Origin of the sequence: Streptomyces sp. adm13(2018) (genome assembly GCF_008042145.1) — a bacterium.
Lineage (GTDB): Bacteria > Actinomycetota > Actinomycetes > Streptomycetales > Streptomycetaceae > Streptomyces.
The window spans coordinates 1-22,998 of record NZ_RDBH01000045.1 but is presented as its reverse complement, the minus strand read 5'-3'; the positions used below and the strand labels follow the sequence as shown (position 1 = coordinate 22,998).

At 74.5% G+C, this 22,998-nt stretch carries 17 protein-coding genes, 1 pseudogene and 1 riboswitch; of the genes and pseudogenes, 12 read left to right on the top strand and 6 right to left on the bottom strand.

The window, feature by feature from the left end; genetic code table 11:
* The first annotated feature begins 69 nt into the window (after window positions 1-69).
* The 5 genes from EAO70_RS03850 (at window position 70) to EAO70_RS03830 (ending at window position 4,709) form a co-directional block, all read left to right on the top strand.
* Window positions 70-645: an isochorismatase family protein gene (locus EAO70_RS03850; RefSeq protein ID WP_148001610.1), complete on the top strand. Its 576-nt coding sequence runs from the start codon at window positions 70-72 to the stop codon at window positions 643-645.
* 8 nt (window positions 646-653) lie between these two features.
* Window positions 654-1,313: a 4'-phosphopantetheinyl transferase family protein gene (locus tag EAO70_RS03845; protein ID WP_261992638.1), complete on the top strand. Its 660-nt coding sequence runs from the start codon at window positions 654-656 to the stop codon at window positions 1,311-1,313.
* Between the two features lie 190 nt (window positions 1,314-1,503).
* Entirely contained in the window at window positions 1,504-2,556 is a 1,053-nt protein-coding gene (locus EAO70_RS03840) for an iron-siderophore ABC transporter substrate-binding protein (RefSeq protein ID WP_148001609.1), read from the top strand.
* Between the two features lie 51 nt (window positions 2,557-2,607).
* On the top strand, window positions 2,608-3,609 hold the full coding sequence (locus tag EAO70_RS03835) for an iron ABC transporter permease (protein ID WP_341623725.1): 1,002 nt from the start codon (window positions 2,608-2,610) through the stop codon (window positions 3,607-3,609).
* Window positions 3,606-4,709 carry a FecCD family ABC transporter permease gene (locus tag EAO70_RS03830; RefSeq protein ID WP_261992637.1) on the top strand — a complete coding sequence of 368 codons (1,104 nt, stop codon included), beginning with the start codon at window positions 3,606-3,608 and terminating at the stop codon, window positions 4,707-4,709. Before EAO70_RS03835 ends, EAO70_RS03830 begins: the two co-directional genes overlap by 4 nt.
* A 24-nt stretch (window positions 4,710-4,733) precedes the next feature.
* Here the strand turns inward: EAO70_RS03830 and EAO70_RS03825 are convergent, their stop codons facing one another.
* Complete coding sequence (locus EAO70_RS03825) at window positions 4,734-5,306, bottom strand: histidine phosphatase family protein (RefSeq protein WP_148001607.1); 573 nt, start codon at window positions 5,304-5,306, stop codon at window positions 4,734-4,736.
* A gap of 186 nt (window positions 5,307-5,492) precedes the next feature.
* Window positions 5,493-5,579: riboswitch (cobalamin riboswitch) on the top strand.
* A 60-nt stretch (window positions 5,580-5,639) separates the two neighbouring features.
* Here EAO70_RS03825 and EAO70_RS03820 point away from each other — a divergent pair.
* Together EAO70_RS03820 and EAO70_RS03815 are read left to right on the top strand one after the other, a co-directional pair.
* The gene (locus tag EAO70_RS03820; RefSeq protein WP_148001606.1) at window positions 5,640-5,867 is read left to right on the top strand and encodes a CbtB-domain containing protein; all 228 of its coding nucleotides are present in this window, start codon (window positions 5,640-5,642) and stop codon (window positions 5,865-5,867) included.
* A 14-nt stretch (window positions 5,868-5,881) separates the two neighbouring features.
* Window positions 5,882-6,709: a CbtA family protein gene (locus EAO70_RS03815; RefSeq protein ID WP_148001605.1), complete on the top strand. Its 828-nt coding sequence runs from the start codon at window positions 5,882-5,884 to the stop codon at window positions 6,707-6,709.
* 15 nt (window positions 6,710-6,724) lie between these two features.
* On the opposite strand, the gene EAO70_RS03810 is transcribed toward EAO70_RS03815, so the two are convergent.
* Together EAO70_RS03810 and EAO70_RS03805 are read right to left on the bottom strand one after the other, a co-directional pair.
* Complete coding sequence (locus tag EAO70_RS03810; RefSeq protein ID WP_187283708.1) at window positions 6,725-7,033, bottom strand: hypothetical protein; 309 nt, start codon at window positions 7,031-7,033, stop codon at window positions 6,725-6,727.
* Window positions 7,034-7,100: 67 nt separating this feature from the next.
* Window positions 7,101-11,942: a hypothetical protein gene (locus EAO70_RS03805; protein WP_148001604.1), complete on the bottom strand. Its 4,842-nt coding sequence runs from the start codon at window positions 11,940-11,942 to the stop codon at window positions 7,101-7,103.
* 215 nt (window positions 11,943-12,157) lie between these two features.
* On the opposite strand from EAO70_RS03805, the gene EAO70_RS03800 reads away from it, so the two are divergent.
* Window positions 12,158-13,183: a LacI family DNA-binding transcriptional regulator gene (locus EAO70_RS03800; RefSeq protein WP_148001603.1), complete on the top strand. Its 1,026-nt coding sequence runs from the start codon at window positions 12,158-12,160 to the stop codon at window positions 13,181-13,183.
* Between the two features lie 123 nt (window positions 13,184-13,306).
* Here the strand turns inward: EAO70_RS03800 and EAO70_RS03795 are convergent, their stop codons facing one another.
* Window positions 13,307-16,012: a glycosyl hydrolase gene (locus tag EAO70_RS03795; protein ID WP_148001602.1), complete on the bottom strand. Its 2,706-nt coding sequence runs from the start codon at window positions 16,010-16,012 to the stop codon at window positions 13,307-13,309.
* A gap of 308 nt (window positions 16,013-16,320) precedes the next feature.
* Between EAO70_RS03795 and EAO70_RS03790 the strand changes: the two genes are divergently transcribed.
* From EAO70_RS03790 to EAO70_RS03775, 4 genes are all read left to right on the top strand, one after another.
* Window positions 16,321-17,634: an extracellular solute-binding protein gene (locus tag EAO70_RS03790; RefSeq protein WP_148001601.1), complete on the top strand. Its 1,314-nt coding sequence runs from the start codon at window positions 16,321-16,323 to the stop codon at window positions 17,632-17,634.
* A 214-nt stretch (window positions 17,635-17,848) separates the two neighbouring features.
* Window positions 17,849-18,814, top strand: a complete 966-nt coding sequence (locus tag EAO70_RS03785) for a carbohydrate ABC transporter permease (RefSeq protein WP_148001600.1) — start codon at window positions 17,849-17,851, stop codon at window positions 18,812-18,814.
* On the top strand, window positions 18,811-19,728 hold the full coding sequence (locus EAO70_RS03780) for a carbohydrate ABC transporter permease (RefSeq protein WP_148001599.1): 918 nt from the start codon (window positions 18,811-18,813) through the stop codon (window positions 19,726-19,728). The genes EAO70_RS03785 and EAO70_RS03780 overlap by 4 nt, the downstream gene beginning before the upstream one ends.
* Window positions 19,729-19,784: 56 nt before the next feature.
* The gene (locus EAO70_RS03775; RefSeq protein WP_148001598.1) at window positions 19,785-21,188 is read left to right on the top strand and encodes a GH1 family beta-glucosidase; all 1,404 of its coding nucleotides are present in this window, start codon (window positions 19,785-19,787) and stop codon (window positions 21,186-21,188) included.
* A gap of 117 nt (window positions 21,189-21,305) precedes the next feature.
* Here EAO70_RS03775 and EAO70_RS03770 read toward each other — a convergent pair whose 3' ends face one another.
* Window positions 21,306-22,688, bottom strand: a complete 1,383-nt coding sequence (locus EAO70_RS03770; RefSeq protein ID WP_148001597.1) for a carbohydrate-binding protein — start codon at window positions 22,686-22,688, stop codon at window positions 21,306-21,308.
* A 128-nt stretch (window positions 22,689-22,816) separates the two neighbouring features.
* Window positions 22,817-22,998: pseudogene (locus tag EAO70_RS03765) on the bottom strand (LysR family transcriptional regulator); the annotation flags it as partial.

Genomic DNA, 22,998 nt, shown 5'->3' with positions numbered 1-22,998 from the left:
GCTGTACTTCCACTTGGTCAGGAGGGTGTCGCCGGGGCCCGGGGCGACGGCCTCGGCGATGGCGGTGGCGTGCGGGTCGGCCGGTACGCCGGGACCCCAGAAGTCCTGCTGGAGACCGCGCTGCTCGCGGGTCTGGCCGCCGGGCTGGGCCGTGTAGACCACGGGCACGCCGAACCGATCACCGCCCTCCTCGGCAACCTCGGCCGGCTCCGCGAGGAGGCCGCCCGGCTCGGCGTGCCCGTGGTCTACACGGCCCAGCCCGGCGGCCAGACCCGCGAGCAGCGCGGTCTCCAGCAGGACTTCTGGGGTCCCGGCGTACCGGCCGACCCGCACGCCACCGCCATCGCCGAGGCCGTCGCCCCGGGCCCCGGCGACACCCTCCTGACCAAGTGGAAGTACAGCGCCTTCGTCCGCACCGACCTCCTGGAGCAGCTCCGCGAGCAGGGCCGCGACCAGCTCGTCATCACCGGGGTGTACGCGCACATCGGCGTCCTGATGACCGCCTGCGACGCGTGGATGCAGGACATCCAGGCGTTCGTCGTCGCCGACGCCGTCGCGGACTTCTCCGAGCGCGAGCACCGCATGGCGCTGGAGTGGGCGGCCGGCCGGTGCGCGGTCGTCACCACGACCGACCGGGTCTTCTGAGCCGCCCCGTGCGCTACCAGGAACTGCCGGGCCACCCCGGGGTGGTGGCCGCCGCCGTGCACCCGAACGCCGCGACCGCCCGCGCGCTCGCCCCGCTGCTCGACGCGGCGGAGACGGCCAGGGCGGCGGCCTTCCGGCGCCCCGCGGACGCCGACCGCCACCGGGTCGCCCGGGTCCTGCTGCGCCTGGTGCTCGCCGACCACGTGGGCGGGCGGCCCGACCGGCTCGCCTTCGCACGGCAGTCCTGCGCCGGATGCGGCGGCCCGCACGGCAAGCCCCTCCTGCGGGACCACGACGGCGTGCACTTCTCGCTCTCCCGCGCGGGCGACCGGGTCCTGGTGGCGGTGGCCTCCGTGCCGGTGGGGGTGGACGTGGAGACGGTGCCGGCCGACGGCGTCGTACGGGACGTGGGGGCGGCCCTGCACCCGCGCGAGCGAGCGGAGCTGGCGGCGCTGCCGGCCAACGCCCGCGCGGGCGCCTTCGTCCGGTGCTGGACCCGGAAGGAGGCCGCGCTCAAGGCGACCGGTGTGGCCCTGGTGCGCGGGGCCGCCGACCCCTACGTGGGGTCGGGACTCGCCCCCGCATCGGTCCCCGGCCTCCGCCTCGCCGACGTGCTCCTCTCCGAGGGCCACGTGGCCGCCGTCGCCCACGCCAGGGACCGGCCATAGCCGTCCTGACGTGCGGCCGGGTGCCAGGTGCCGGGTCGATCGCACCGGTACCGGACCCCCCGCGTCCGCACCCGGTCAGGAATAGGTTAGGCTCACCTAACAAGCACCGCGTTGCCGCTGCCCCCGGACAACCGTCCCGCGGGGCCGCCCGTCGGGGCCTCATCCCCCTGCCCGGAGACAAGGATCCACCATGCCTTCTGTGTTCACCCCCCTTCGCCGTCGCGCTCTCGTGGCGGGGGCCGCCGCGGTCACGCTCGGCCTGCTGGTGACCGGGTGCGGCTCCGACGACAAGAAGGACGACGCGGCGGGCCCGGCGGGCAAGGCCCCGGCCGGCGCCTTCCCGGTGACCATCAAGAGCGCCCTCGGCTCGGCCGTCATCAAGGACAAGCCCAAGCGCGTCGTGACCCTCGGCCAGGGCTCCGCCGAGACCGCCATCGCCCTCGGCAACGTCCCGGTCGGCATCGAGGAGTACCCCTGGGGCAGCGACAAGAGCGGCTACCTCCCCTGGATCCACGAGGCGGTGACCAAGTCCGGCGCCACGCTCCCCAAGCAGTTCAAGGGCGGCGAGGAGCTCGACATCGAGGCCATCACCGAGCTGGAGCCCGACGTCATCCTCGCCCCGTGGTCGGGTCTGACGCAGAAGCAGTACGACATCCTCAAGGACATCGCGCCCACCGTCGCCTACCCCGAGAAGGCGTGGAGCACGAACTGGGACCAGCAGATCGAGATCATCGCCAAGGCGCTCGGTCAGCCGGAGAAGGCCAAGGAGCTGGAGTCGAAGATCGACAAGCAGCTCGCCGACGCGGCCGCCTCCCGCCCGAAGTACAAGAACGTCACGTTCTCGTACATCTACAACACCGGCCCCGGCACCCTCGGCATCTTCAAGCCCGAGGAGCAGCGCGTCGCGATGGTCTCCAAGCTCGGCCTCAAGGTCGACCCGATCGTGAACACCTTCCCCGAGACCGAGGGCACCGACTCCGCCCTCATCGGCCTGGAGAACGCCAACAAGCTGGCGAAGAGCGACATCGCCTTCACGTTCTACATGGACGAGAAGTCCCGCAAGACCGTCGAGGCCCAGCCGCTCTACGCGGCCATCCCCGCCGTGAAGAAGAACGCCCTGGTCTACAGCCACGACACCCCCTTCGTCACCGCCTCCTCGATGATCAACCCGCTGACGGTTCCGTACAGCATCGAGCGCTACCTCCCGATGATCGACAAGGCCGTCGCCAAGGCCGGGAAGTAACCACGGGTCCCCCGCGTGACCACTCTCTCCCAGACCGCTCAAGGCCCCGCCGTGGTACGGCGGGGCCTTGGCCGGCATGTCCTGGCCGCCGTCCTGTGCCTGGTCCTGCTGGCGCTGGCGCTCCTCGCCAGCGTGATGTTCGGCAGCAGGCCGACCTCCGCCGGTGACGTCCTGCGGGTCGTCCTCGGCGACGGCGGCGACGCCTACACCCGTACCGTCGTCGAGAGCCGCTACCCGCGCACCGCACTCGGGGTGCTCGCAGGTCTCGCCCTCGCCGTCGCCGGCACCCTGATGCAGGGCATCACCCGCAACCCGCTCGCCGAGCCGGGCCTCCTCGGCATCAACGCGGGCGCCTCCGCGAGCATCGTCGCCGCGACCGCCTTCCTCGGCGCCTCCGGGCAGCGGGAGACGATCTGGTGGGCCCTCCTCGGCGCCCTCCTGACCGGCGTGGTCGTCCATGTCGTCGGGACCGTCGGGGGCGGAGGCGGACCGGTCCGGCTGGTGCTGGCCGGCGCGGTGCTCTCCGCGATCCTCGCCGCCTTCATCCAGGCCGTCGCCCTGTCCAACCCGCGGGTCTTCGACACCTACCGCTACTGGGTGGTGGGCGCTCTCGGCGGGCGCGGCTTCGACGCCCTCTGGGCGGTCCTGCCGTTCGCCGCCGTCGGCCTGCTGCTCGCCCTGCTGCTGGCCCCCGGCCTCAACGCCATGGCCATGGGCGACGACAAGGCGGCCTCCCTCGGCATCAGCCCGGCCAGGATCAAGGGCGCCGGGCTGCTCGCGGCGACCCTGCTCGCCGCCGCCGCGACGGCGGCCGTCGGGCCCATCGCCTTCGTCGGCCTCGCCGTCCCCCATCTCGTACGGGCACTCGTGGGCGCCGACTTCCGGGCCCAGATCCTCCTCACCTGCCTCGCGGGACCGACGCTGCTGCTGTTCGCCGACGTCGTCGGCCGGATCCTGCTGCGCCCGCAGGAACTCATGGTCGGGGTCGTCACCGCCTTCGTCGGCGCCCCCGCCCTGCTGTTCGCCGTTCGCCGTATGAGGGGAGCGGGATGAAGACCGCCGACCGGACCGACTCTCCCGACCGCGCCGCCGGGCCGGACGGGACCCGCGCGTCGCGGCCCGCGCGCCGCGGCGTGCTGCGGATCGGCCCCTGGGTCGCCGTACCCGTGCGCCGCAGGACCGCGATCGCCGCCGCGGTCTCGCTCCTGCTGCTCTGCGCCGCCGCCGTGGCCACCCTGTCGATGGGCAGGCTCGGCATCGACCTGCCCGACCTGCCGTCCGCCCTCGCGGGCGACGCCACCGGCAAGAACGCCTTCGTCCTGAACCGGCTGCGCGGCCCGCGGCTCGTGGTGGCCGTCGCCACCGGCGCCGCCCTCGGCCTGTCCGGGGCCCTCTTCCAGTCCGTCACCCGCAACCCGCTGGGCAGTCCCGACGTGATCGGGCTCAGCGCCGGGGCCGGCGCGGGTGCGGCGGGCGCCGCCCTGTTCCTGCCCGACGTGATGCCGGTGTCCGTCGGCGCCCTGCTCGGCGCGGTCCTCGCGATGGCGGTGGTGTTCTTCTCCACCGGCACCGGCTTCCGCAGCCCGGGCCGGCTCGTGGTGGCCGGCATCGGCGTCGCCGCGATGGCGACCGCGCTCACCCAGTACGTGGTGTACGCCGTCGAGCGCGACAAGGCCAGCGCCCTGACCGCGTACATCAACGGCAGCCTCTCCGCGCGCTCCTGGGACGACGCGGCGGTCGTCTGGACGGTGCTGCTGGTCTCCCTGCCGTTCGCCGCCCTCCTCGCCCGGCCCCTGAGCGTCGGGGAGATGGGCGACGACCTCTCCACCGGTCTGGGGGCCCGGCCGGGCCGGACCGCGACCTGGGCGGTCGCGCTGTCGATCGTCCTCTCCGCGGGCGCCGTCAGCGTGGCGGGGCCGATCGCGTTCATCTCCCTGACCGCCCCGCAGATCGCCAAACGGGTCGCCCGCAGCGGCGGTCCGCACCTGGTCATGTCCACCCTGCTGGGAGCACTGCTGCTGGTCCTGGCCGATCTGACCGCGCAGCAGCTGCCGCTCTTCGACGACCTGCCCGTCGGCCTGTACACGATGGCCGTCGGCGGCGCGTACCTCGGCTATCTGCTGCTGCGCGAGTGGCGACGTCCCGTGGTCTGACCCCCGGGACCCCGCCGCCGGGTGCTACCCGGTGCCGAGCGGGGTCCCGACGCCGAGGTTCCAGCGCCCGGCCCGCCCGCTCAGGTGAACGGCGGTCAGGGACCGCACGTCGAGCCGCCCGGCCGCCTCGTCCGGCGCCCCGAGGGCGTGGACCAGGGCGGCGCGGATCACGTCCGGCTCGGCGACGACCGTGACGCGCCCCGAGCCGTCCCGCAGCGCGTCGAGCCAGCCACCGACCCGGAGCCGCAGCTCGCGCGCGMACTCCCCGCCGTGCGGTGCCGCCGTCGGATCCGACAGCCAGACACCGAGCGCCGCCTCCTCGGCGGCGGCGACGGCCGCGAGGGTCCGCCCCCGCCAGCGCCCCATGGCGCAGCCCGCGAGGGCGGGCACCGCCTCGGCCGACAGGCCGAGGGCCCGGGCCGTCCCTCGACAGCGCGCCGAGGGCGAGGAGTACGCGCGCGCGGACGGGTCGACGGCGGAGGCGGCCGACGCGGCACGGGCCGCTCCCCCGGGGTCGAGCGGACGGTCGTCCCCGAACGCGACGTCGCGCGGCGCCCCGCTCGTGGCGGGGGAGATCAGCGTCAGCCGGACGGTCATCGGCGTCCTCGTCGGTCGGGTCCCTGGGCGCGCCCAGGGTAGCGCCGGGCCCGGTGACCAGCGCGTCGGGGCGTCCGCGCGGGCCCCGAGGGGCGCGCGCACGTGATTCAGGCCTCACGCCCTTGGCGGCGCACCCGGTGCGCGGTACGGTCGGGCGACATTTGAACAGCGTGACGACGGCGAGACGGAAGTCCGGTGGAAATCCGGCACGGTCGCGCCACTGTGAGCCGGGTACCGCCCTCCCTCCGGAGGCGGTGCGGCGGCGAGTCAGACCCGCGGACCGTCGTCCTGCACCACCGTTCGGGACGCGAGTTCCCCGTAGGAGGTTCCACCATGGCCGAGGCTGCCGTCACCGCCGCCGCATCCGCTCCTTCCGTGGCCGTTCCGGCCCCGCTCCCCGTCGGGGCCGTCCTTCCCTGGGCGTTCTTCGTCGGCCTTCTCGCGCTGATCGCGCTGTACTTCGTGGGCGCCGAGCAGGGTGCCACGTCCCTGATCGCGGGCTCCGACGTGCACGAGTGGGTGCACGACGGACGCCACCTGCTCGGCTTCCCCTGCCACTGAGAGGCGATCCGCACATGCACGCCTCAACTGTCAGATCCCTGCTGGTCCGCGGCATGCTCGCGGGCCTGATAGCCGGTCTCCTCGCCTTCGCCGTCGCCTACGTGGTGGGCGAGCCCCCGGTGAACGGTTCCATCGCCGTCGAGGAGGCCCAGGCCGCCCAGGAGGCGGACGCCGCCTCCGGGGCGCACGCCGGCCACGGCGGCACGGGCGCCGCGGAGCCCGCCGAGGAAGAGGAGGAGGCGGTCAGCCGCCCCGTCCAGTCGACCTTCGGCCTGGCCACCGGTGTCCTCGTGTACGGGGCGGCGCTCGGCGGCATCGCCGCGCTCGCCTTCTCCTTCGCGCTCGGCCGGATCGGCCGGTTCAGCCCCCGGGCGACGGCCGCGCTCACCGCGGCGGCGGCGTTCACCACCGTCTACCTGGTGCCGTTCCTGAAGTACCCGGCGACCCCGCCGGCCGTCGGCAATCCCGACACGATCGGGAAGCGCACCACCCTGTTCTTCCTGATGATCCTGCTGAGCGTGCTGCTCGGGCTCGCCGCGGTGATCGCGGGACGGCGTCTCGCACCGCGCCTGGGCAACTGGAACGCGACCCTGGCCGCCGCGGCCGGGTTCCTCGTCGTGACCGGTGTGGCCTTCGCGCTGCTCCCGGCCAACGACGACGCGGTCAAGGCGGGCTTCCCCGCCGCGCTGCTCTGGGAGTTCAGGCTGGCGTCGCTCGCGGTCCAGGCCGTCCTCTGGACGGTGTTCGGCGTGGTCTTCGGCGTCCTCGCGCAGAAGGTCCTGGCCGGCCGGGCCTCCCCGGCCGGGTCTCCCGCCGAGGCCGGGGCACCCCTCCCGGGCTGACCCGGCGGGACGCTGTCACAGCCCGGCCCCTGTCCCGGTTCCGGACCCGCCCGTCGACCGCCCCGAACGCTCCGGCGTACGGGGCGGTCGTGCGTTACGGGGTCGGACGAGGCGCCGCAGCCGGCCGTGCGGGTCCTCGACCCGGCCGAACCGGATGTCGACCAGACGGCGGCGCGGCCGGACCGTCACCGAGTCCTCGGCGCCCGTGTCCGGGGCGACGACCTCGCCGCCGGCCCGGACGAGGCGCCCGACCGGTTTCACCGCCGCCCCGGTGCCGCAGGCGAACACCTCGCGGATCGCGCGCTCCGCGCGCCCTGCTGCCACTCGGTGATCACGACGGCCCGCTCCTCGACGTACCGGCCCCCCGAACGCGCGCCCTGTCGGGCTCGGTTCAGGTCCGTCGCTCCCACGCCTCCTCGAACATCTCGTGCAGGGGGGCCACCGGCAGCAGCCGCTCGAACGGTGAGAGGACCCGGCCGCCCAGCCACGGGCGGGCGCGGTGGGCCGCCAGCTTCGCCTTCTCCAGCGGCAGGTGCGGCGCCTTCAGGTCGCTCCACTCGCCGGGCAGGAACAGCGTCCGGCCGGCCCGCGACCGCTTGGCCTCSACGACCGCGCCGGTGGCGAGCAGCTCGGCCCGGACCTCCGTGTGCCGCTTGGCCGTCCAGCCGTTCCACCGGCGCACGTTCCGGTCGGTGGGCGCGGCCAGCGTCGCGAGCTGGAGGTACAGGGCCGCCGCGGCCGCCCCGGTGCCCAGCTCGTCGGCCACGCGCGCGACCAGCCCGGGGCAGGACTGCCGGGGGTCCGCCTCGTACGCGCCGTCCGGTACGGCTCCGGAGCCGGCCCGCCGCATCATCCGCTCCAGGCCGCCGCCGGCGATCAGCGGTTGCAGCCGGTCCAGGGGTTCGGCGAGGTCGGTGACCTCGCGGACCCGCCGCCACACGTCGGGGTCGGCGACCGCGGCGGGCCGCAGGGCGGCGTCGCCCCGGGGAGCGCACACCACCAGGGCGCCGGAGTCGTACGCCGTGATGGCCGGCATCTCCGCCTGCTCCTTGCGGAGCGCCAGGGACACCGGCAGCCGCGCGGGGCCGAACCGCTCGGCGAGGCCCTCCGGGGTGTCCTCGACCCTGGCGTCGGACAGCGCCATGAGCAGTTCCGGCCGGGACAGTTCGGCCCGCAGCCGCTCGTACAGGGCCGGCGCGCCCGCGACCGCCGGGTCGCCGACGGGCCGGTCGGTCCACGCCCACACCAGGGCGGTGGCGATCCGTTCGACGGCGAGGCCGACCGGGGTGCCGTAGGGCCGTTCGGGTCCGGCCGGCGGCAGGGCCCTGACCTCCACGCCGAGGCCGTACCGGGGTGCCGCGAGTTCCCAGCCGACGGCGGGCACGGTGCCGTCCTCGGCCGCCTCGTAGCCGCCCGCGAGGCGTCGGGCCCACACCTCGGAGAGGCCGAGGTCGGCCTCCAGGGCGTCGGCCGCCTCGTCGTGCACGGCGGGCAGGGCGCCCATCCGCTCCCGCCAGGCGTCCGCCATGCGCTCCACGGCCGCGTCGGCGCCGCCGGGACGCCACAGTTCGGCCGGGTCACCGGGCAGCGCCGCCGCCAGCACGGCCCTCCGACCGGCGCCGCCGAGGCGGGCCCTGAGCTTCTGGTACGACTCGGCCGTCAGCGGAGTGGCCTTGTACGGCGCCTTGCGGGCGAGAGCGAGGTCCTCGTCCCGGTCGGCGCGGCCGACGAGACCGGCGACCACGAGGCGGGCCACCGGCTGTCGTACGCCGGTCAGTTGGGCGAACCGGGCGGCGGCGGACTCCGGCACGGGCAGCGGTCCGTGCGTGTCGACCGCCTCGATCAGGGCCCGCAGCCGGGCCGCGTCGTCCCGCTCGACCGTGACGAGCCGGGCCTCGGGGAGCCCGGCCGGCGCGGGGTCGCCCTCCGTCGCGCCGTCGGCGGGGGCGACGAACCAGACGGACTCCCCCGCGTCCCAGCGCGCGGCGGAGGCCACGGCCGTGCCGCCCTCGCGCAGCGCGTCGAGCGCCGCGGTGCCGGGCGCGCGGCCGACCCACCACCGGCTGCCCTGCCGGGCGAACGGCTGGTCGGCCCAGGTCTCCAGGAGGGCGCGCAGGGCGGCCCGGTCGGCGTCCGGGGTGGGTGCGACGGCGGCGCGCCAGGCGACGGCGTCGATGCCGCCGAGGAGCTGCGACCAGTCGTGCGGGAGGGCCGGCGGGGACAGTCGGCGGACCTCCTCCACGATCGTCCCGGCCAGGCAGGCGCCGTCGGCGGCGAGGGCGCTGAGGGTGGCGGGGCGGGCGACGTCCCGGCTCCGGCGCCGGTTGTCGCCGGAGCCGTCGACGAGGAGGCCGGACAGCGCGGGCATCAGCTCGGTGTCGGGCACCTGGCTGCTCGGCAGGACGGGCGGTGCCTCGGCGAGCAGGGTGACGCGCCGGTGCAGGGCGCGGCGGCGCTCCTCCACACGGGCGGCCCGCCCGGCCACGGCGACGACCGCCTCGACCAGGAACGGGGCGGTGACCTCGGGCAGTTCGCGGGCCACGGCGGCGCGGGCCGCCCCGGTGCCGTCGAGGGCGGCGGCCAGCAGGGCGTCGGCGGTACTCCGGGGGAGGGCGCGGAGCGCCTGGGAGCCGGCCGGGTCGCGGGTCCGCAGCAGGTACCAGAAGGCGGGCGGCAGGGCCGTGCCGTGGGAGGCCGTGGCCGTCCGCCGCGGCCGCACGCGCGGGTGGGCGGGCGAGTGGTGGCCGTCGAGCTCCCACAGCAGCACGCCGTCGGCGGCGTAGGCCCGTACTCCGGTGCGGGTGAGGGACTCGGCGAGGACGACGTCCTCCACGGCGCCCTCCGGCGCCGCCCACAGGCCCCAGGGCTCCTGCCCCGGCCGGTCGATGTCGAAGCGGGCGGTGCGGCCGTCGATGCTCTCCACCAGGTAGTGGTCCGGCGCGTGGTCGCGGTGCCGGGTCCGGAACAGGATCCGGGTGCCGACGAGTCCGTCGCGGCTGCCCAGCGGGGAGTCGGTGGTCCCGGCGGGGAGCGGGGCGAGGTGCAGCGCCTCGTGGGCGAGGGTCAGGTCGGCCTCGGAGGGCTCCCGGGCCGGGTCGGTGCTCGCGGGGCGGCCGGGGAAGTCGGGCAGCGGGGCCGCGCCCCGCGGCTCGCCGGTGACGGGGTCGACGACCTCCCACGGGCGCCGCCCGTAGACGGCGTTGGTCCAGATCCGGGTGCCGTCGCCGAGCTGGAGTTCGTCGCGGTCGATGCCCACCGTGTCGCCGGGCCGGGTCACCCGGTGGCCGCCGTGCCGGCCGCCGCCGTCGGCGGTCTCGAACTGGAAGCCGTACGCCCCGTCGAGGCTCCCGCCGAAGGGGACCAGGCCGCCCGACTCCTCCGGGGTGAACGGCTCCTCCGGGCGGTCGGCCCAGATGGCGGTGGGGCCGGGTCGGGGGCCTGACTTGGCGGTCCAGCTGACGAGGAACGAGCCGCCGACGTAGTGGACGGCGAACTGGGGGGCGTCCTCCGGCACCGTGAACCGGCAGGACCCGCGGACCCCGTCGGGGGCGACCGCGACGGCGCGGTCGCGTCCGAACACGGTCAGCACGGGCCAGGTGCAGGTCACACCGGCCACACCACGAAGCCCGACGGGCTCGTCGGCTGCGTGGGAGGGGCCGGTGGCGTCGGCGTCGGCACCAGCGGCGCGGTCGGCGGCATCGGCACCAGCGGCATGGTCGGCGCCATCGGCATCGGCATCGGTATCGGCGGCGGCGGCGGCGAACTCCTCGTACACGGCCTCCAGTGCGGGCCAGGCGAGTTCCTCGGGGAGGCCGGCCACGAGGGAGCGCCGCAGTGCGCCGCCCGCGGAGGCGTCGGCGAGGACGTCGCCGATCCCGCCGAGCGCCGTCACCGTCGGCCGGTCGAGCAGGGTCTCCAGCTCGGCGACGGCCTCCTCCGCGCCGGCCATGCCGCCGCCCCCGACGGCGTCGACGAGTCTGCCGACCCGTACGGCCACCTCCTGGGCGATGCCCTCGTTGCCCGGGAGCAGGGTCACGGCCGATCCGGGCCTGCGGGCGGGCGCGCCCCACCGGTCGGGCATGAGGCGGGCGTGCACGGTGCCTTCGAGGCGGGGGCCGAAGGCGGGGTCCGCGGCGAGGGCGGTGAGGTCCCGGCGGGACCTCTCGCCCCAGAAGTGCAGCCGGGTCGCGGGGCCGGGGTCGACGACGGTGGCGCCGGCGGCCAAGAACGCGTCCAGGACGTCGGCGTCGAAGCCCTGGTGGTGGTGGCGGGTGGTGTGCAGGGTCACCGCCTCGCCGGCGGCCCGCAGTCGCGGCCCGAGCCGGCCCACGAGGTCGAGGAACTCGGTCGGGAGCTGTTGGCGGGCGACTCCGCCGCCGGACGCGCGCGTGAACTGGTAGAGGTGGACGAAGTGCCCGGCCCAGCGGTGGAGTCCGCCCTCCGGCACGAGCCGTCCGTCCTCCATCGCCCCGGTGACGCCGCAGCCGCCGAGGACGCGCAGCCAGGCGCCGCCGTCGACGGCGCCCTCGGGGAAGACCTCCAGGAGCCCGGCGGCGAGGTCGTCCGCCGGCGGATGGGCCGTCAGGACCGGCTCGGCGCCGATGAGCAGGGCGTCGGGGACGGACTTGCCCCGGGTGACGGCGAGGATCGCCGCGACCACGCGCGCGACCTCCTCGTCCCCGTGCCCGGCGGCCCTGGCGGAGGCGCGGACCCGGCGGACGAGGTCGGCGGGGAGGTCGGCCGCGGACGCGGCCCAGGCGGTCAGGAACGCGCCGAGCGCGGTGTGCGCCTCGGCGGGTTCGAGGGACTCGGCCAGGAACCGCTGGTGGGCGCCGAACTCCTTGGCGGGCATGGCACCGCCTCGGGCGAACAGCAGTCCGTTGGCCCGGCGGTAGGCGGGATCGACGGCGAGGCCGTGCTCGGCCTCGGCGGCCCGCGCGGCCACGTAGGCCCGCCCGCCGGGGCGGGCCCCGTAGCCGATCAGCCGGTGCCCGACGGTGTCCCAGAACCAGGGCAGATGCGCGACCGGCAACCGCCGCGCCGACCGCGCCATGGCGTCGACGAACGCGCCGGGCTTCGTCCACGACCGGTTCAGCTCGTTCCCCATCGCCTCACCGAGCGCCCGGGCCGCGGGCAGGGCGTCCGGATCGTGCGCGGCGACCCAGTCGGTGTAGGTGGTGGAGACGTGCGTACTCCCCGGGACGGGCAGCAGGGCTTCGAGCGAGGCGATCATGAGGGGATCGTCGCACGCCCCACCGACAGCCCGTGATGGACGGGGGTTTCAGGACTGGACCCCGGCCGGACGACGTCGACGGGGCCCGGGGAGCTACGGCGATCGTTCTGGGAGCGCTCTCAGCGGGTGGGGTGTACAGATATCCTGGTCCGTGCGGGAACGCACACCGCACTCCGCACACCCCGCCCCGCCCACGCAGTCGAGGAGCGCACGCCTTGCCCGAGCAGACCACGGGGCCCCGCCCCACGCTGGAAGCCGTCGCCGCTCGCGCCGGTGTGTCCCGCGCGACGGCCTCGCGGGTCGTCAACGGGGGCGCGGGGGTGCGGCCCCCGCTGGTCGAGAAGGTGCGCAGGGCCGTCGACGAGCTGGGGTACGTGCCCAACCACGCGGCCCGGACCCTGGTCACCCGGCGCAACGGCGCCGTGGCGGTGATCATCGCGGAGCCCGAGTTCCGGATCTTCTCGGACCCGTTCTTCGAGCAGCAGGTCCGTGGCATCAGCCGGGAGCTGACCGCGCACGACGCGCAGTTGGTGCTGCTGTGGGTCGAGGGTCCCGGGGACCACGACCGGATCGCCCGCTATCTCGGGGGCGGGCACGTCGACGGCGCGCTGGCGTTCTCGCTGCACAACGACGACGCGCTGCCGGCCGTCATCGACCGGACCCGGATCCCGGTGGTCTACGGCGGGCGTCCCGGTCCCGGCACGAGTCCGACCGTGCCGTTCGTCGACTGCGACAACCGGGGCGGCGCCCGCGAGGCGGTGCGGCACCTGGTGGCGCTGGGCCGGCGGAACATCGCCCACATCTCGGGGCCGGACGACCAGACGTCCGCGCTGGACCGGCTCCACGGCTACCGGGACGTGCTGGTCGACGCGGATCCGGCTCTGCTGAGCCGGGGCGACTTCACCGAGGAGAGCGGCGCCCGCGCGATGGCGGAGCTGCTGGACCGGCGGCCCGGGGTCGACGCGGTGTTCGTGGCCAACGACCTGATGGCGTCGGGGGCGTTGCTGACCCTGCGCGAGCGCGGTGTGCGGGTCCCGGAGGACGTGGCGGTCGTCGGCTTCGACGACATGGCCTCGGTGGTGCGGCGGACCTCGCCGTCCCTGACGACCGTGCACCAGGACATCGAGGACATGGGCCGGCTGATGGTGAAGCTGCTGATGCGGCTGCTGGACGGGGCCGGTCCCGGGGTCCCCGCCTCCGTCGTCACGCCGACGTCCCTCGTCCTCCGCGACTCCGCCTGAGGCGGCGGAGGGCAGGAGCGGAAGGACGCCGGAGGACGCTCACACGGCGCGAGCGCGCGGGGCGGCGGGCCGGGTGAGGAGGAACCCGGCCCGCCGCTCCACTCCCCGGGGGGGGGCGGACGGTCAGTCGAAGGGGATGACCACCACCGACCGGTCCGTGCCCGTCTGGACGCGCGCGTCGCCGTTGCCGATCGCGCTCCAGACCTCCAGGCGCACCGTGCCGCCCTTCAGGTTGCCCAGGGTTCCGGTGGCGGACTTCAAACCGCGGGCCTGGGTGTACTCCTCCCAGCCGGTCACCGGGTCGGTCGCGAAGTAGTGGTACGTCTCGGTCCGTTCGAAGGTGCCGTCACCGGTGAGGTCGTAGCTGATCCGGGCCTGCTGGCCCAGTCCGACGGCCGTGCCGGCGTCGAGCTGGAGGCGGAAGGCGGTGGTGCCGCCGGCCTTCAGCGTGCCGTTGACCCCCTTGGCCTGGTAGACGACCGGACGGCTCGGGGTGCCGTCGTGGTTGCCGCCCTGCGCCGAGAGGACGGTGTCGCTGCCCGCCGCGGCGCCGGTGGCCGTGGTGAGCGTGCCGCCGGTGCGGAGCTGGAAGGTGTTGCCGGTGCCGGGCTCCGGCTCCGGGTCGGGTCCGGGGCCGCCCGTACCGGTGCCGGAGGCGGTGGAACGGGCCGGCACGGAGAGGGACTTGCCGTCGGAGAAGGTGACGGTGCGGGCGGTGGAGCCGTGGTTGTGGGCCACGTACGTCCGCGTGGTGCCCTTGGTGAAGACGGCGGAGGTGGGGATGGAGCCGGTGACCGTGGCGTCGGGCGCGCCGAGGGTGTCGAGCGTGGTCAGCCAGTGGTAGGTGTGGGCCTTGGACTCGCCGGCCTCGGGGGTGTAGCCGGCGTGGCCCGCGTCCCACTTCGCCTTGGCGGCGGCCGGGTCGGCGAAGGACTGGAACTCCCAGAGGATGTCGCGCCATTCGACCGCGGGGCCGGGGTTCTCCCGTTCCATCTCGGCGATGTTGCGGCGGACGGCGTCCTTGTGCCCGCCGAGGTGGAGCGAACCGCCGGTCACCGGGAGGACGTTGATGCCGTGGATCTCCTCCGGGTTGGCGGTCCACCAGGTGGCGTAGGCGGCTCCGCTGCCCCAGACCATGCCGGCGGTGTCGTGCTGGAAGGCGCCGGGGAAGACCTGCTGGTCGGCGTCGAACCAGTACTGGGCGATGGCCTCGCCCTCGGTGGTGAGCAGGTACGTGCCGAGGTCGCGGAGCTGGGTGTTGCCGGTCGCCGATCCCCAGAGGACGAGGGCGGCGCTGAGGTTGGTCGACTCGGAGGAGGACTCCTGGTTGTTTCCGGCGGCGAAGCCCTGGTGGCCGCTGGCCCAGCTGTGTCCGGCGTAGACGTCGAAGCCGCGGAGGAACGGGAAGGCGCTGTCGGTGCGGCTGGGGTTGGCGGTGTCGCGGACCAGCGTCTTCACCATGGCGCCCCAGGCCGAGTCGGCGGCCCAGGCCGCGTCGTACTGGGCGACGATCGCGGCGGCGTACACGTAGTAGCCGTAGTGGAAGTGGTGGTCGTTGAGTTCGGTGTCGCTGCCGTAGGAGGCCGGGTAGCCGGTGAGGGTCTTCCAGGCCGTGTCGTACGAGAACTCGGTGGCTCCGCCGGCCGTGAACCACTCCTGGAGGCGGCCCTTGATCTGGCCGAGGAGCTTGTCGCGGACCGCGGTCTCGCCGATCTGGTCGGCGAGCGGCACGAGTTGGGCGAGCTTGCCGAGGGCCTTGCCGGTCCAGTAGGTGTCGACGGCCCCGGAGAACGGGTCGGCGGAGTTCGCGACCTCGTTCAGATAGCCGCGCAGTCGGGCGCTGTCGACGCCCGCGCCGCCGGGCAGGCCGGGCAGGGTGGCGGCCGCCTTCTGGCTCGTGGTGAAGGAGGCCGATTCGCGGACCTTCATCGTGCCGCGGGGCGAGACGTAGGTGTAGGGGGTGAGCGGGTCGGTGGTGTTCAGCCACTGGTGGCGGTAGAGGGCCTGGAGGGTGCCCCGCTCGGTGCCCTCCTTCGCCTCGGTGGTGAGGGCGTAGGTGGCGCGGACGGTGCCGGCGTCGTAGCTCCAGTTGACGGTGGAGCCGGTGACGAAACTGAAGGCGTACTTCCGGTAGGTGGCGAGGGCGTCGGTGGAGGGCAGGACGGCGACGGAGAAGTAGTCCTTGCCGCCGAGCCCGGCGGTGATGGTGGAGCCGGAGACGTTCCAGTCGGTGCCGGTGGGCGAGAAGAGGGCGTAGTGGTGGCCCGCGACGGTGATGCCGAGGACGTTGCCCTGGTCGGCGAAGACGGTGGGCGCGGTGGCCGTGGTGATGCGGGCGTCGCCGCCGCTGCCCTTGGCGTATACGAAGGGCATGCCGTGGCCGATGGTGGTGCGCAGGGTGCGGGCGCCGTCGGACCAGTAGGGGGTGACGGTCCAGTCGGACCAGGCGTCGGCCTTGGTGTCGGGCGAGTTGAGCCCGGTGAGGCCGAGGGTGAGGTCGGCCTTGTGGGCGAACTCGTACTGGCGGCCGTCGCCGACGATGGCGGGGCTGGTGGGGTAGCCGAGCTGGAGGCCGCCGGCGACGGCCTGGTAGGTGAGCGGGTGGCCGTACATGGGGGTGGAGTACGGGTTGTCGCCGTAGCGCTGGAAGGCGAGGGAGGACCACCAGTCGTTGGTGGGCACCGGCTTGCCCTGGGCGGCGCCGGTGACCTTGGGGGTGACCGGTGCGCCGGTGTTGGTGGTGGGGCCGGAGGTTCCGGCGGGGCGGGTGTCGGAGTAGCTTCCGGCGCCCGTGGGGATCGTGGCCGCGGCCGCGGCCACGATCCCCACGGCTTTCTGCGGGGGGCTGGCATGTACGGCACCTCATGTCGTCGCGACGAGTGGGGGCACGGAGGGGATGCGCGGAGTGGGGATGGGGGTGGAGAGCCGGTCCAGAGAGCGCTCTCAGGACGCCGTGAACGTAAAACCCGCGAAACGAGTGTGTCAAGAGATTGAACACAGAGCCGAGTTGGCGGTTCATCCCGTCCGTTACGCCTTCGAGCCTTGACGGATGGCCTCCATCCCGGGCACGCTCCCCCCGCATGCTTGAGAGCGCTCTCAGTCGCTCTCGCTCGTTCCGGAGCCAAGGGAGGCTTCCCATGCCCATCGCCCGAGCCGCCACCACCGCCAGGAGAACCGCCGTCCGTCTGGGGGCGGTCGCGCTCACCGGTGCCCTGCTCGCCGCCTGCGGAGGTACGTCGGACGACGCGTCCACCGACGGCGCGGGGGGCAAGGTCACGATCACCGTCGACCTCTTCGGCTCCTTCGGGTACAAGGAGGCCGGCCTGTACGCCGAGTACGAGAAGCTCCACCCCGGCGTCACCATCAAGCAGACGGACACCGAGGACGAGGCCGACTACTGGAAGTCCCTCCAGACCCGGCTCGCGGGCGGAGCCGGTCTCGCCGACGTGCAGGGCATCGAGGTGGGCCGGATCGCCTCCGTCACCCAGCAGCAAGCCGAGCGGTTCGAGGACCTGCGGAAGTACGGCGCGGACTCCCTCAAGGACCAGTTCGCCCCGGCGAAGTGGGCCGCCGCCGGCGGGAAGAACGGCGAGGTCCTCGGCCTCGGCACCGATGTCGGCCCCGAGGCCATGTGCTACCGCAGCGACCTCTTCGCGAAGGCCGGCCTCCCCACCGACCGCGCGGAACTCGCCAAGAAGTGGTCCACCTGGGACGGCTACCTCGCCCTCGGCAAGCAGTACAAGGCGAAGGCCCCCGGCAAGAGCGCCTGGCTCGACAGCGTCGGCAGCCTCTACTCGATCATGATCGGGCAGGAGAAGGAGCGGTACTACGACGCCTCCGGCAAGCTGATCTGGGAGGACAACCCCGCGCTGCGCACCGCCTGGGACCACTCCGTGCAGGCCGCGCAGGACGGGCTGAGCGCCAAGCTCGACCAGTGGTCCCCGCAGTGGAACCAGGCCTTCGCCGCCGGCTCCTTCGCCACCATCCCCTGCCCCGCCTGGATGCTCGGCTACATCAAGGGCCAGGCCGGTGAGGCCGGCAAGGGCAAGTGGGACGTGGCCACCCTGCCCGGCGGCGCCGGGAACTGGGGCGGCTCCTACCTCGCGGTGCCGAAGGCCGCCAAGAACAAGAAGGAGGCGTACGAGCTGATCAAGTGGCTCACCGCCCCCGAGCAGCAGACCCGCCTCTTCGAGAAGCAGGGCAACTTCCCCTCCGCCACCGGCGCGATCGCGAAGGTCTCCGGCGCGAAGGACCCCTTCTTCTCCGACGCCCCCATCGGCCAGATCTTCGGTGACGCGGCCAAGGCGGCGCCGGTGCAGGTGCTCGGCGTACACGACCAGAACATCGCGCAGCAGATCACCAACGCGCTGAGCGAGGTCGAGCGGAAGGGGACCTCGCCGGAGAAGGCCTGGTCGAACGCGAAGAAGGGCGTCGCCAACACCGTCGGCTGACCCCCGCCGGAACCCGGCGGACCCGTCCGGCCCCCGCCGGAACCCGGCCCGCACCCGACGGAGGCCCTTCCGGCCCACCGCCGGAAGCCGGCCCGGAAGCCGCCGGAACCCGGCGGAACCCCGCCGGACAGGGACGCCCGCCGACATCGCCGGCATCGCATCCCGGCCCGCCCCCGCCGTCCCACGCTCCTCCACTCCTCCGAAGGGCCGCGCCGTGACCCTCACCGCATCCGAGACGCCGGCCCCGCCGAAGCCGGTCCCGCCGCCCGCGCGGCGGGGGTCCGCCCGGCGGGCCTGGCAGTCGTTCTCGCCGTACGCCTACCTCGCCCCGTTCTTCACCCTGTTCATCGCCTTCGGGCTCTTCCCGCTGCTCTACACGGCCTTCGTCTCGCTCTACCGGGTGGAGCTCCAGACGCCCGGCGACATGGAGTGGCGGGGCCTCGGCAACTACACCGCGCTCTTCACCGACGAGTACTTCTGGCTCTCGCTCCGCAACACCTTCACCATCGGTGTGCTCTCCACCGTGCCGCAGTTGGTCATGGCCCTCGGGCTCGCGCACCTGCTGAACTACAAGATGCGCGGCCGCACCTTCCTGCGGACCGCGGTCCTCCTGCCGTACGCGACGTCGGTGGCCGCCGCCACGCTCGTCTTCGCCCAGCTCTTCGGCCGGGACTTCGGTCTGATCAACTACGCGCTCAGTGTGGTCGGCATCGACCCCGTGGACTGGCAGAACGGCACCCTCGCCTCGCAGATCGCGGTGTCGACGGTCGTCATCTGGCGCTGGACGGGCTACAACGCGCTGATCTACCTGGCCGGCATGCAGTCGATCCCGCACGAGCTGTACGAGGCCGCCGCGATGGACGGCGCCTCGCGCTGGCGCCAGTTCTTCCACGTGACGCTGCCGGGTCTGCGGCCCACGATCGTGTTCACCGTCATCGTCTCGACGATCGGCGCGACCCAGCTGTTCGGCGAGCCGCTGCTCCTCGAAGGGTCGATCTCGGGCGGCATCTCGCACCAGTACCAGACACTCGGCCTGTACATGTACGAGCAGGGCTGGGGCTTCTTCCACCTCGGCCGGGCCGCCGCCATCGCCTGGGTGATGTTCCTGCTCATCGTGGTGCTCGTCGGGGTCAACGCCCTGATCGCGCGCCGCCGTTCCCGCAAGGAGGCCGGCCGATGACCACGCCCGGTGCCACCGTGACCCGAGATCCCTCCGCGGCCGGACGCCCGCCCGTTCCCGTTCCCCCCGCGCCCCGGGGCGCCTCCCGGGCCGGCCGCACCCTGCACGCGGGGCCGCTCGCCTACGGGATCCTCGTCGTCGCCGTCCTGTTCTCGGCGTTCCCGTTCTACTGGACGATCGTCGCCGCGAGCCGCTCCAACGCCGACCTGGCGAAGGTCCCTCCGACGCTGCTGCCGGGCCCGAACCTGATCCGCAACTTCGAGGCGGTCCTCGAAGAGGCGGACATCGGCAAGGCCCTGCTCAACTCCCTGATCGTGTCCGGTTCGATCACCCTCGGCACCGTGCTGTGCTGCACGCTCGCCGGTTTCGCCTTCGCCAAGCTCCGCTTCCGGGGCCGCGGCGCGCTGCTGGCCGTCACCATCGGCACCATGATGATCCCGCCGCAGCTCGGCGTGATCCCGCTGTTCATGCTGATCGCCGAACTGGGCTGGGTGAACCAGCTCCAGGCCGTCATCCTGCCCGGCCTGGTGTCCGCCTTCGGCGTGTTCTTCATGCGCCAGTACCTGGTGCAGTCGCTGCCCGACGAGCTGATCGAGGCGGCGCGGGTCGACGGCGCGTCCACCGCCCGGATCTTCTGGTCGATCGTGGTGCCGATCGCCCGGCCGGGCATGGCCGTCCTGGGCCTGCTGACCTTCATGGCCGCCTGGAACGACTTCTTCTGGCCGGTGGTCGCCCTCACCTCATCCGAGCCCACGGTCCAGGTCGCCCTGCGCCAGCTCGGCGGCGGCTACGTCCACGACCAGTCCGTGATCATGGCGGGCACGCTGCTCGGCACCCTGCCGGTGCTCCTCGTCTTCGGCCTGCTGGGCCGGCAGATCGTCGGCGGCATCATGCAGGGCGCCGTCAAGGGCTGATCCGGCGCCTTCCCCGCACCTCCCCCAGACCCTCTCACCCAGGGAGTTCCCACCCCATGACCGCGCTCGACGCCCGTACCGACACCACGACCGCCCTCCGCTTCCCCGAGGGATTCCGCTGGGGCACCGCCACGGCCGCCTACCAGATCGAGGGGGCGGCGGGCGAGGACGGCCGCACCCCCTCCATCTGGGACACCTTCAGCCGTACGCCCGGCAAGGTGCGCAACGGCGACACCGGCGACATCGCCGCCGACCACTACCACCGGGTCGACGAGGACGTCGAGCTCATGCGGCGGCTCGGCGTCACCGACTACCGCTTCTCGATCGGCTGGCCCCGGGTCCAGCCCACCGGACGCGGGCCCGCGGTGCGCAAGGGCCTGGACTTCTACCGGCGGCTCGTCGACCGCCTCCTCGACGCCGGGATCCGCCCGGTGGCCACGCTCTACCACTGGGACCTGCCCCAGGAGCTGGAGGACGCCGGCGGCTGGCCGCAGCGCGACACCGCGTACCGGTTCGCCGAGTACGCGGGCATCGTGGCGGAGGCCCTCGGCGACCGGGTCGCGACCTGGACGACGCTGAACGAGCCCTGGTGCGCGGCCTTCCTCGGCTACGGCAACGGGGTGCACGCCCCGGGCCGCACCAGCGCCGTGGCCTCACTCCGCGCCGCCCACCACCTCAACCTGGCGCACGGGCTCGCGGCCCGCGCCCTGCGCGGCGCGCTGCCCGGTTCGGCCGAGGTGTCGCTGACCCTCAACCTCCACGCGGTACGGCCCTGTTCGCAGGCGCCGGAGGACCTGGACGCGGCGCGCCGGATCGACGCGGTCGCCAACCGGATCTTCCTCGACCCGGTGTTCCACGGGCGGCTCCCGGAGGACCTGGTCCGCGACACGGCCCCGGTGACGGACTGGTCGTTCGTCCGGGACGGCGACCTGGCGACGGCCGCCGCGCCGATCGACTCGCTCGGCATCAACTACTACTCGCCCTCGGTCGTCGGGGCGGGCAGCTCGGAGTCGCCCTCGCCGTGGGCGGGCGCGGAGCGGCACGTCCGCTTCGAGCCGGCGCCCGGGCCGCGCACGGCGATGGACTGGCCGGTGGACGCCACCGGGCTGCACGAGCTGCTGATCCGGCTGCGGGACGAGCTGCCGGGCGTACCGCTGGTGATCACCGAGAACGGTGCGGCGTACGACGACTACGCCGATCCCTCGGGCCGGGTGAAGGACCCCGAGCGGGTGTCCTACCTCCATCAGCACCTGGCGGCGGTGCACCGCGCGCTGGCGGACGGGGCGGACGTCCGGGGGTACTTCCTGTGGTCGCTCCTGGACAACTTCGAGTGGGCGTACGGCTACAGCAAGCGGTTCGGCATCGTGCACGTGGACTTCGCGACGCAGCGGCGGACGCTGAAGGACAGCGCCCGCTGGTACGCCGAGGTCATCGCGCGCGGGGGTCTGGCGGAGGAGTGAGGGGCCCCGGACCGGGACCGGGGGTCCGGCGGGCGGTGGTCCTCCGGGGAACGCGAGGGGGGTGCCGCGGCACCCCCCTCGGGTTCGCGGCACCCCCGGTTCAGGGTCGGGCCGGGGTCACAGGCGCTGCCAGAGCGCCGGGACGTTCGGCGGCTGCCAGCCCGCCTGGGCCTGGTGGCCCTGGAGGCAGCGGTAGCTCGCGCCGCCGTGGGTGACCACGTCACCGGCGGCGTACACCTTCCCGGCCGCCCAGGTGCCGCCCGGCTCCGGCTCGCCCGGGCCGGGGCCCGGCCCGGGACCCGGGTCGGTGCCGGTGGTCTTCAGGGTGAGGCCGTAGTTCTGGAGCAGCGGGTTCAGCGGCTGGAAGAAGGTGGTGCCGCCGCTGGAGCAGTTCCCGGAGCCGCCGGACGTGACGCCCTGCGCCTGGCTGCCGGAGATGTACGAGCCCCCGGAGTCGCCGGGCTCGGCGCAGACCGTGGTGCGGGTGACCCCGGAGATGGTGCCCTCCGGGTAGGTGACGCTCGTGTTGTGCTGCTGCACGGTGCCGCAGTGCCAGCCGGTGGTCGAGCCGGAGCGGCAGACGGACGAGCCGACGGGCTGGAGGACGGAGCCGGTCACCTGGACGTTCGCGCCGCCGGAGCCCTTGACGTACGGGGTGGAGGTCCAGTTGGTGTTGGCGGCGACCCAGGCCATGTCGTTCCCGGGGAAGGTCGAGGCCTGGAAGCTGCCCTGCGCGACCTGGTTGAAGCCGCTGGTGGTGGTGCCGGCCCGGCCGCAGTGCCCGGCGGTGGCGAAGCCCTGGGTGGTGCCCCGGGTCACCGCGAAGCCGACCGAGCAGCGGCCGCCGCCGCCCATGTAGTACGCGTCGCCGCCGCGGATGTCGTAGAGCGGGCGGGGCGCCTGGTCGGTGCGGACGACGCGGACGAGTTCGCGCGGCACTCCGGTGGACCGTACGAGGCGCGCTCCGGCGCCCGCCCGGGTCTCCTCGACGACGAGGACGTTGGCCCGGACGTCGACGTAGCGGACGGGCGCGTCGGCCCCGGCGGCGCGGTCGAGGCGCTGCCGGGCGCCTTCCAGCGCGGTCAGACTGTGCGTCACGACCCGGGCCCGCGCGCCGGTGGCGCGGATGGCGGCCGCGTCGGCGGCGCGGGTGGTGGCGACGGTCAGGGTGGCGGCATCGGCGCCGTCCACCCAGGCACCGGCGAAGGCGGCGCCGATGCCCTGGCGGAGCCGGGCCGCGGTGGCTCCGGCCTCGGCCTCGTTGGCGAGGCGGGTGACGGCCTGGGAGCGGGTGAGTCCCAGGTCGCGCCGCATGGCGTCGAGCAGTTCCGGCTGCGCGGAGTCGGCGCCCAGGGTCTGGGCGGCGGTTCTGGCGGTCGGGGCGGGGTGCGGGTCCCGGCCGTCCGGGGCCGCGGCGGCGGTCCCGACCTGGAGCCCGGCCAGCGCCAGTCCGGCGGCGACGAGGGCGGTACACGCCACGCGGGCGTGTCGTCGGAGCATGGGGAGTCTCCTCGGTTCTCGGATTCGGGACCGTGGCTCACCGGTCCCGGATCTCGGTGGGGGATCTGCAGGAACCGTAGGAATCGCGAGGATGGTGCGGGAGCTGTCGGTCGGCCCCTGCCACCGCGTTATGCCCGGGGTGCCGCGCCCGTGTGCCGCCGGCCCGCGCTGGTCGCCAGGGCCTCGGCGTGGGCGGCGCGGGTGTGGTCGAGGACGGCGGCGGACCGGGCGGCGGCGCGCCCCTCGGGGTGCCAGCCGAGCAGGTGCCGCCAGAGGAGCGGGGTGCCGGCGAGGGGGCGGGTGACGAGGC

Excerpts from the sequence above, each read along its gene's own strand:
- EAO70_RS03840 (WP_148001609.1), top strand. The coding sequence starts at position 1,504 with ATGCCTTCTGTGTTCACCCCCCTTCGCCGTCGCGCTCTCGTGGCGGGG.
- EAO70_RS03815 (WP_148001605.1), top strand. The coding sequence starts at position 5,882 with ATGCACGCCTCAACTGTCAGATCCCTGCTGGTCCGCGGCATGCTCGCG.
- EAO70_RS03790 (WP_148001601.1), top strand. The coding sequence starts at position 16,321 with ATGCCCATCGCCCGAGCCGCCACCACCGCCAGGAGAACCGCCGTCCGT.
- EAO70_RS03820 (WP_148001606.1), top strand. The coding sequence starts at position 5,640 with ATGGCCGAGGCTGCCGTCACCGCCGCCGCATCCGCTCCTTCCGTGGCC.
- EAO70_RS03780 (WP_148001599.1), top strand. The coding sequence starts at position 18,811 with ATGACCACGCCCGGTGCCACCGTGACCCGAGATCCCTCCGCGGCCGGA.
- EAO70_RS03775 (WP_148001598.1), top strand. The coding sequence starts at position 19,785 with ATGACCGCGCTCGACGCCCGTACCGACACCACGACCGCCCTCCGCTTC.
- EAO70_RS03770 (WP_148001597.1), bottom strand. The coding sequence starts at position 22,688 with ATGCTCCGACGACACGCCCGCGTGGCGTGTACCGCCCTCGTCGCCGCC.
- EAO70_RS03830 (WP_261992637.1), top strand. The coding sequence starts at position 3,606 with ATGAAGACCGCCGACCGGACCGACTCTCCCGACCGCGCCGCCGGGCCG.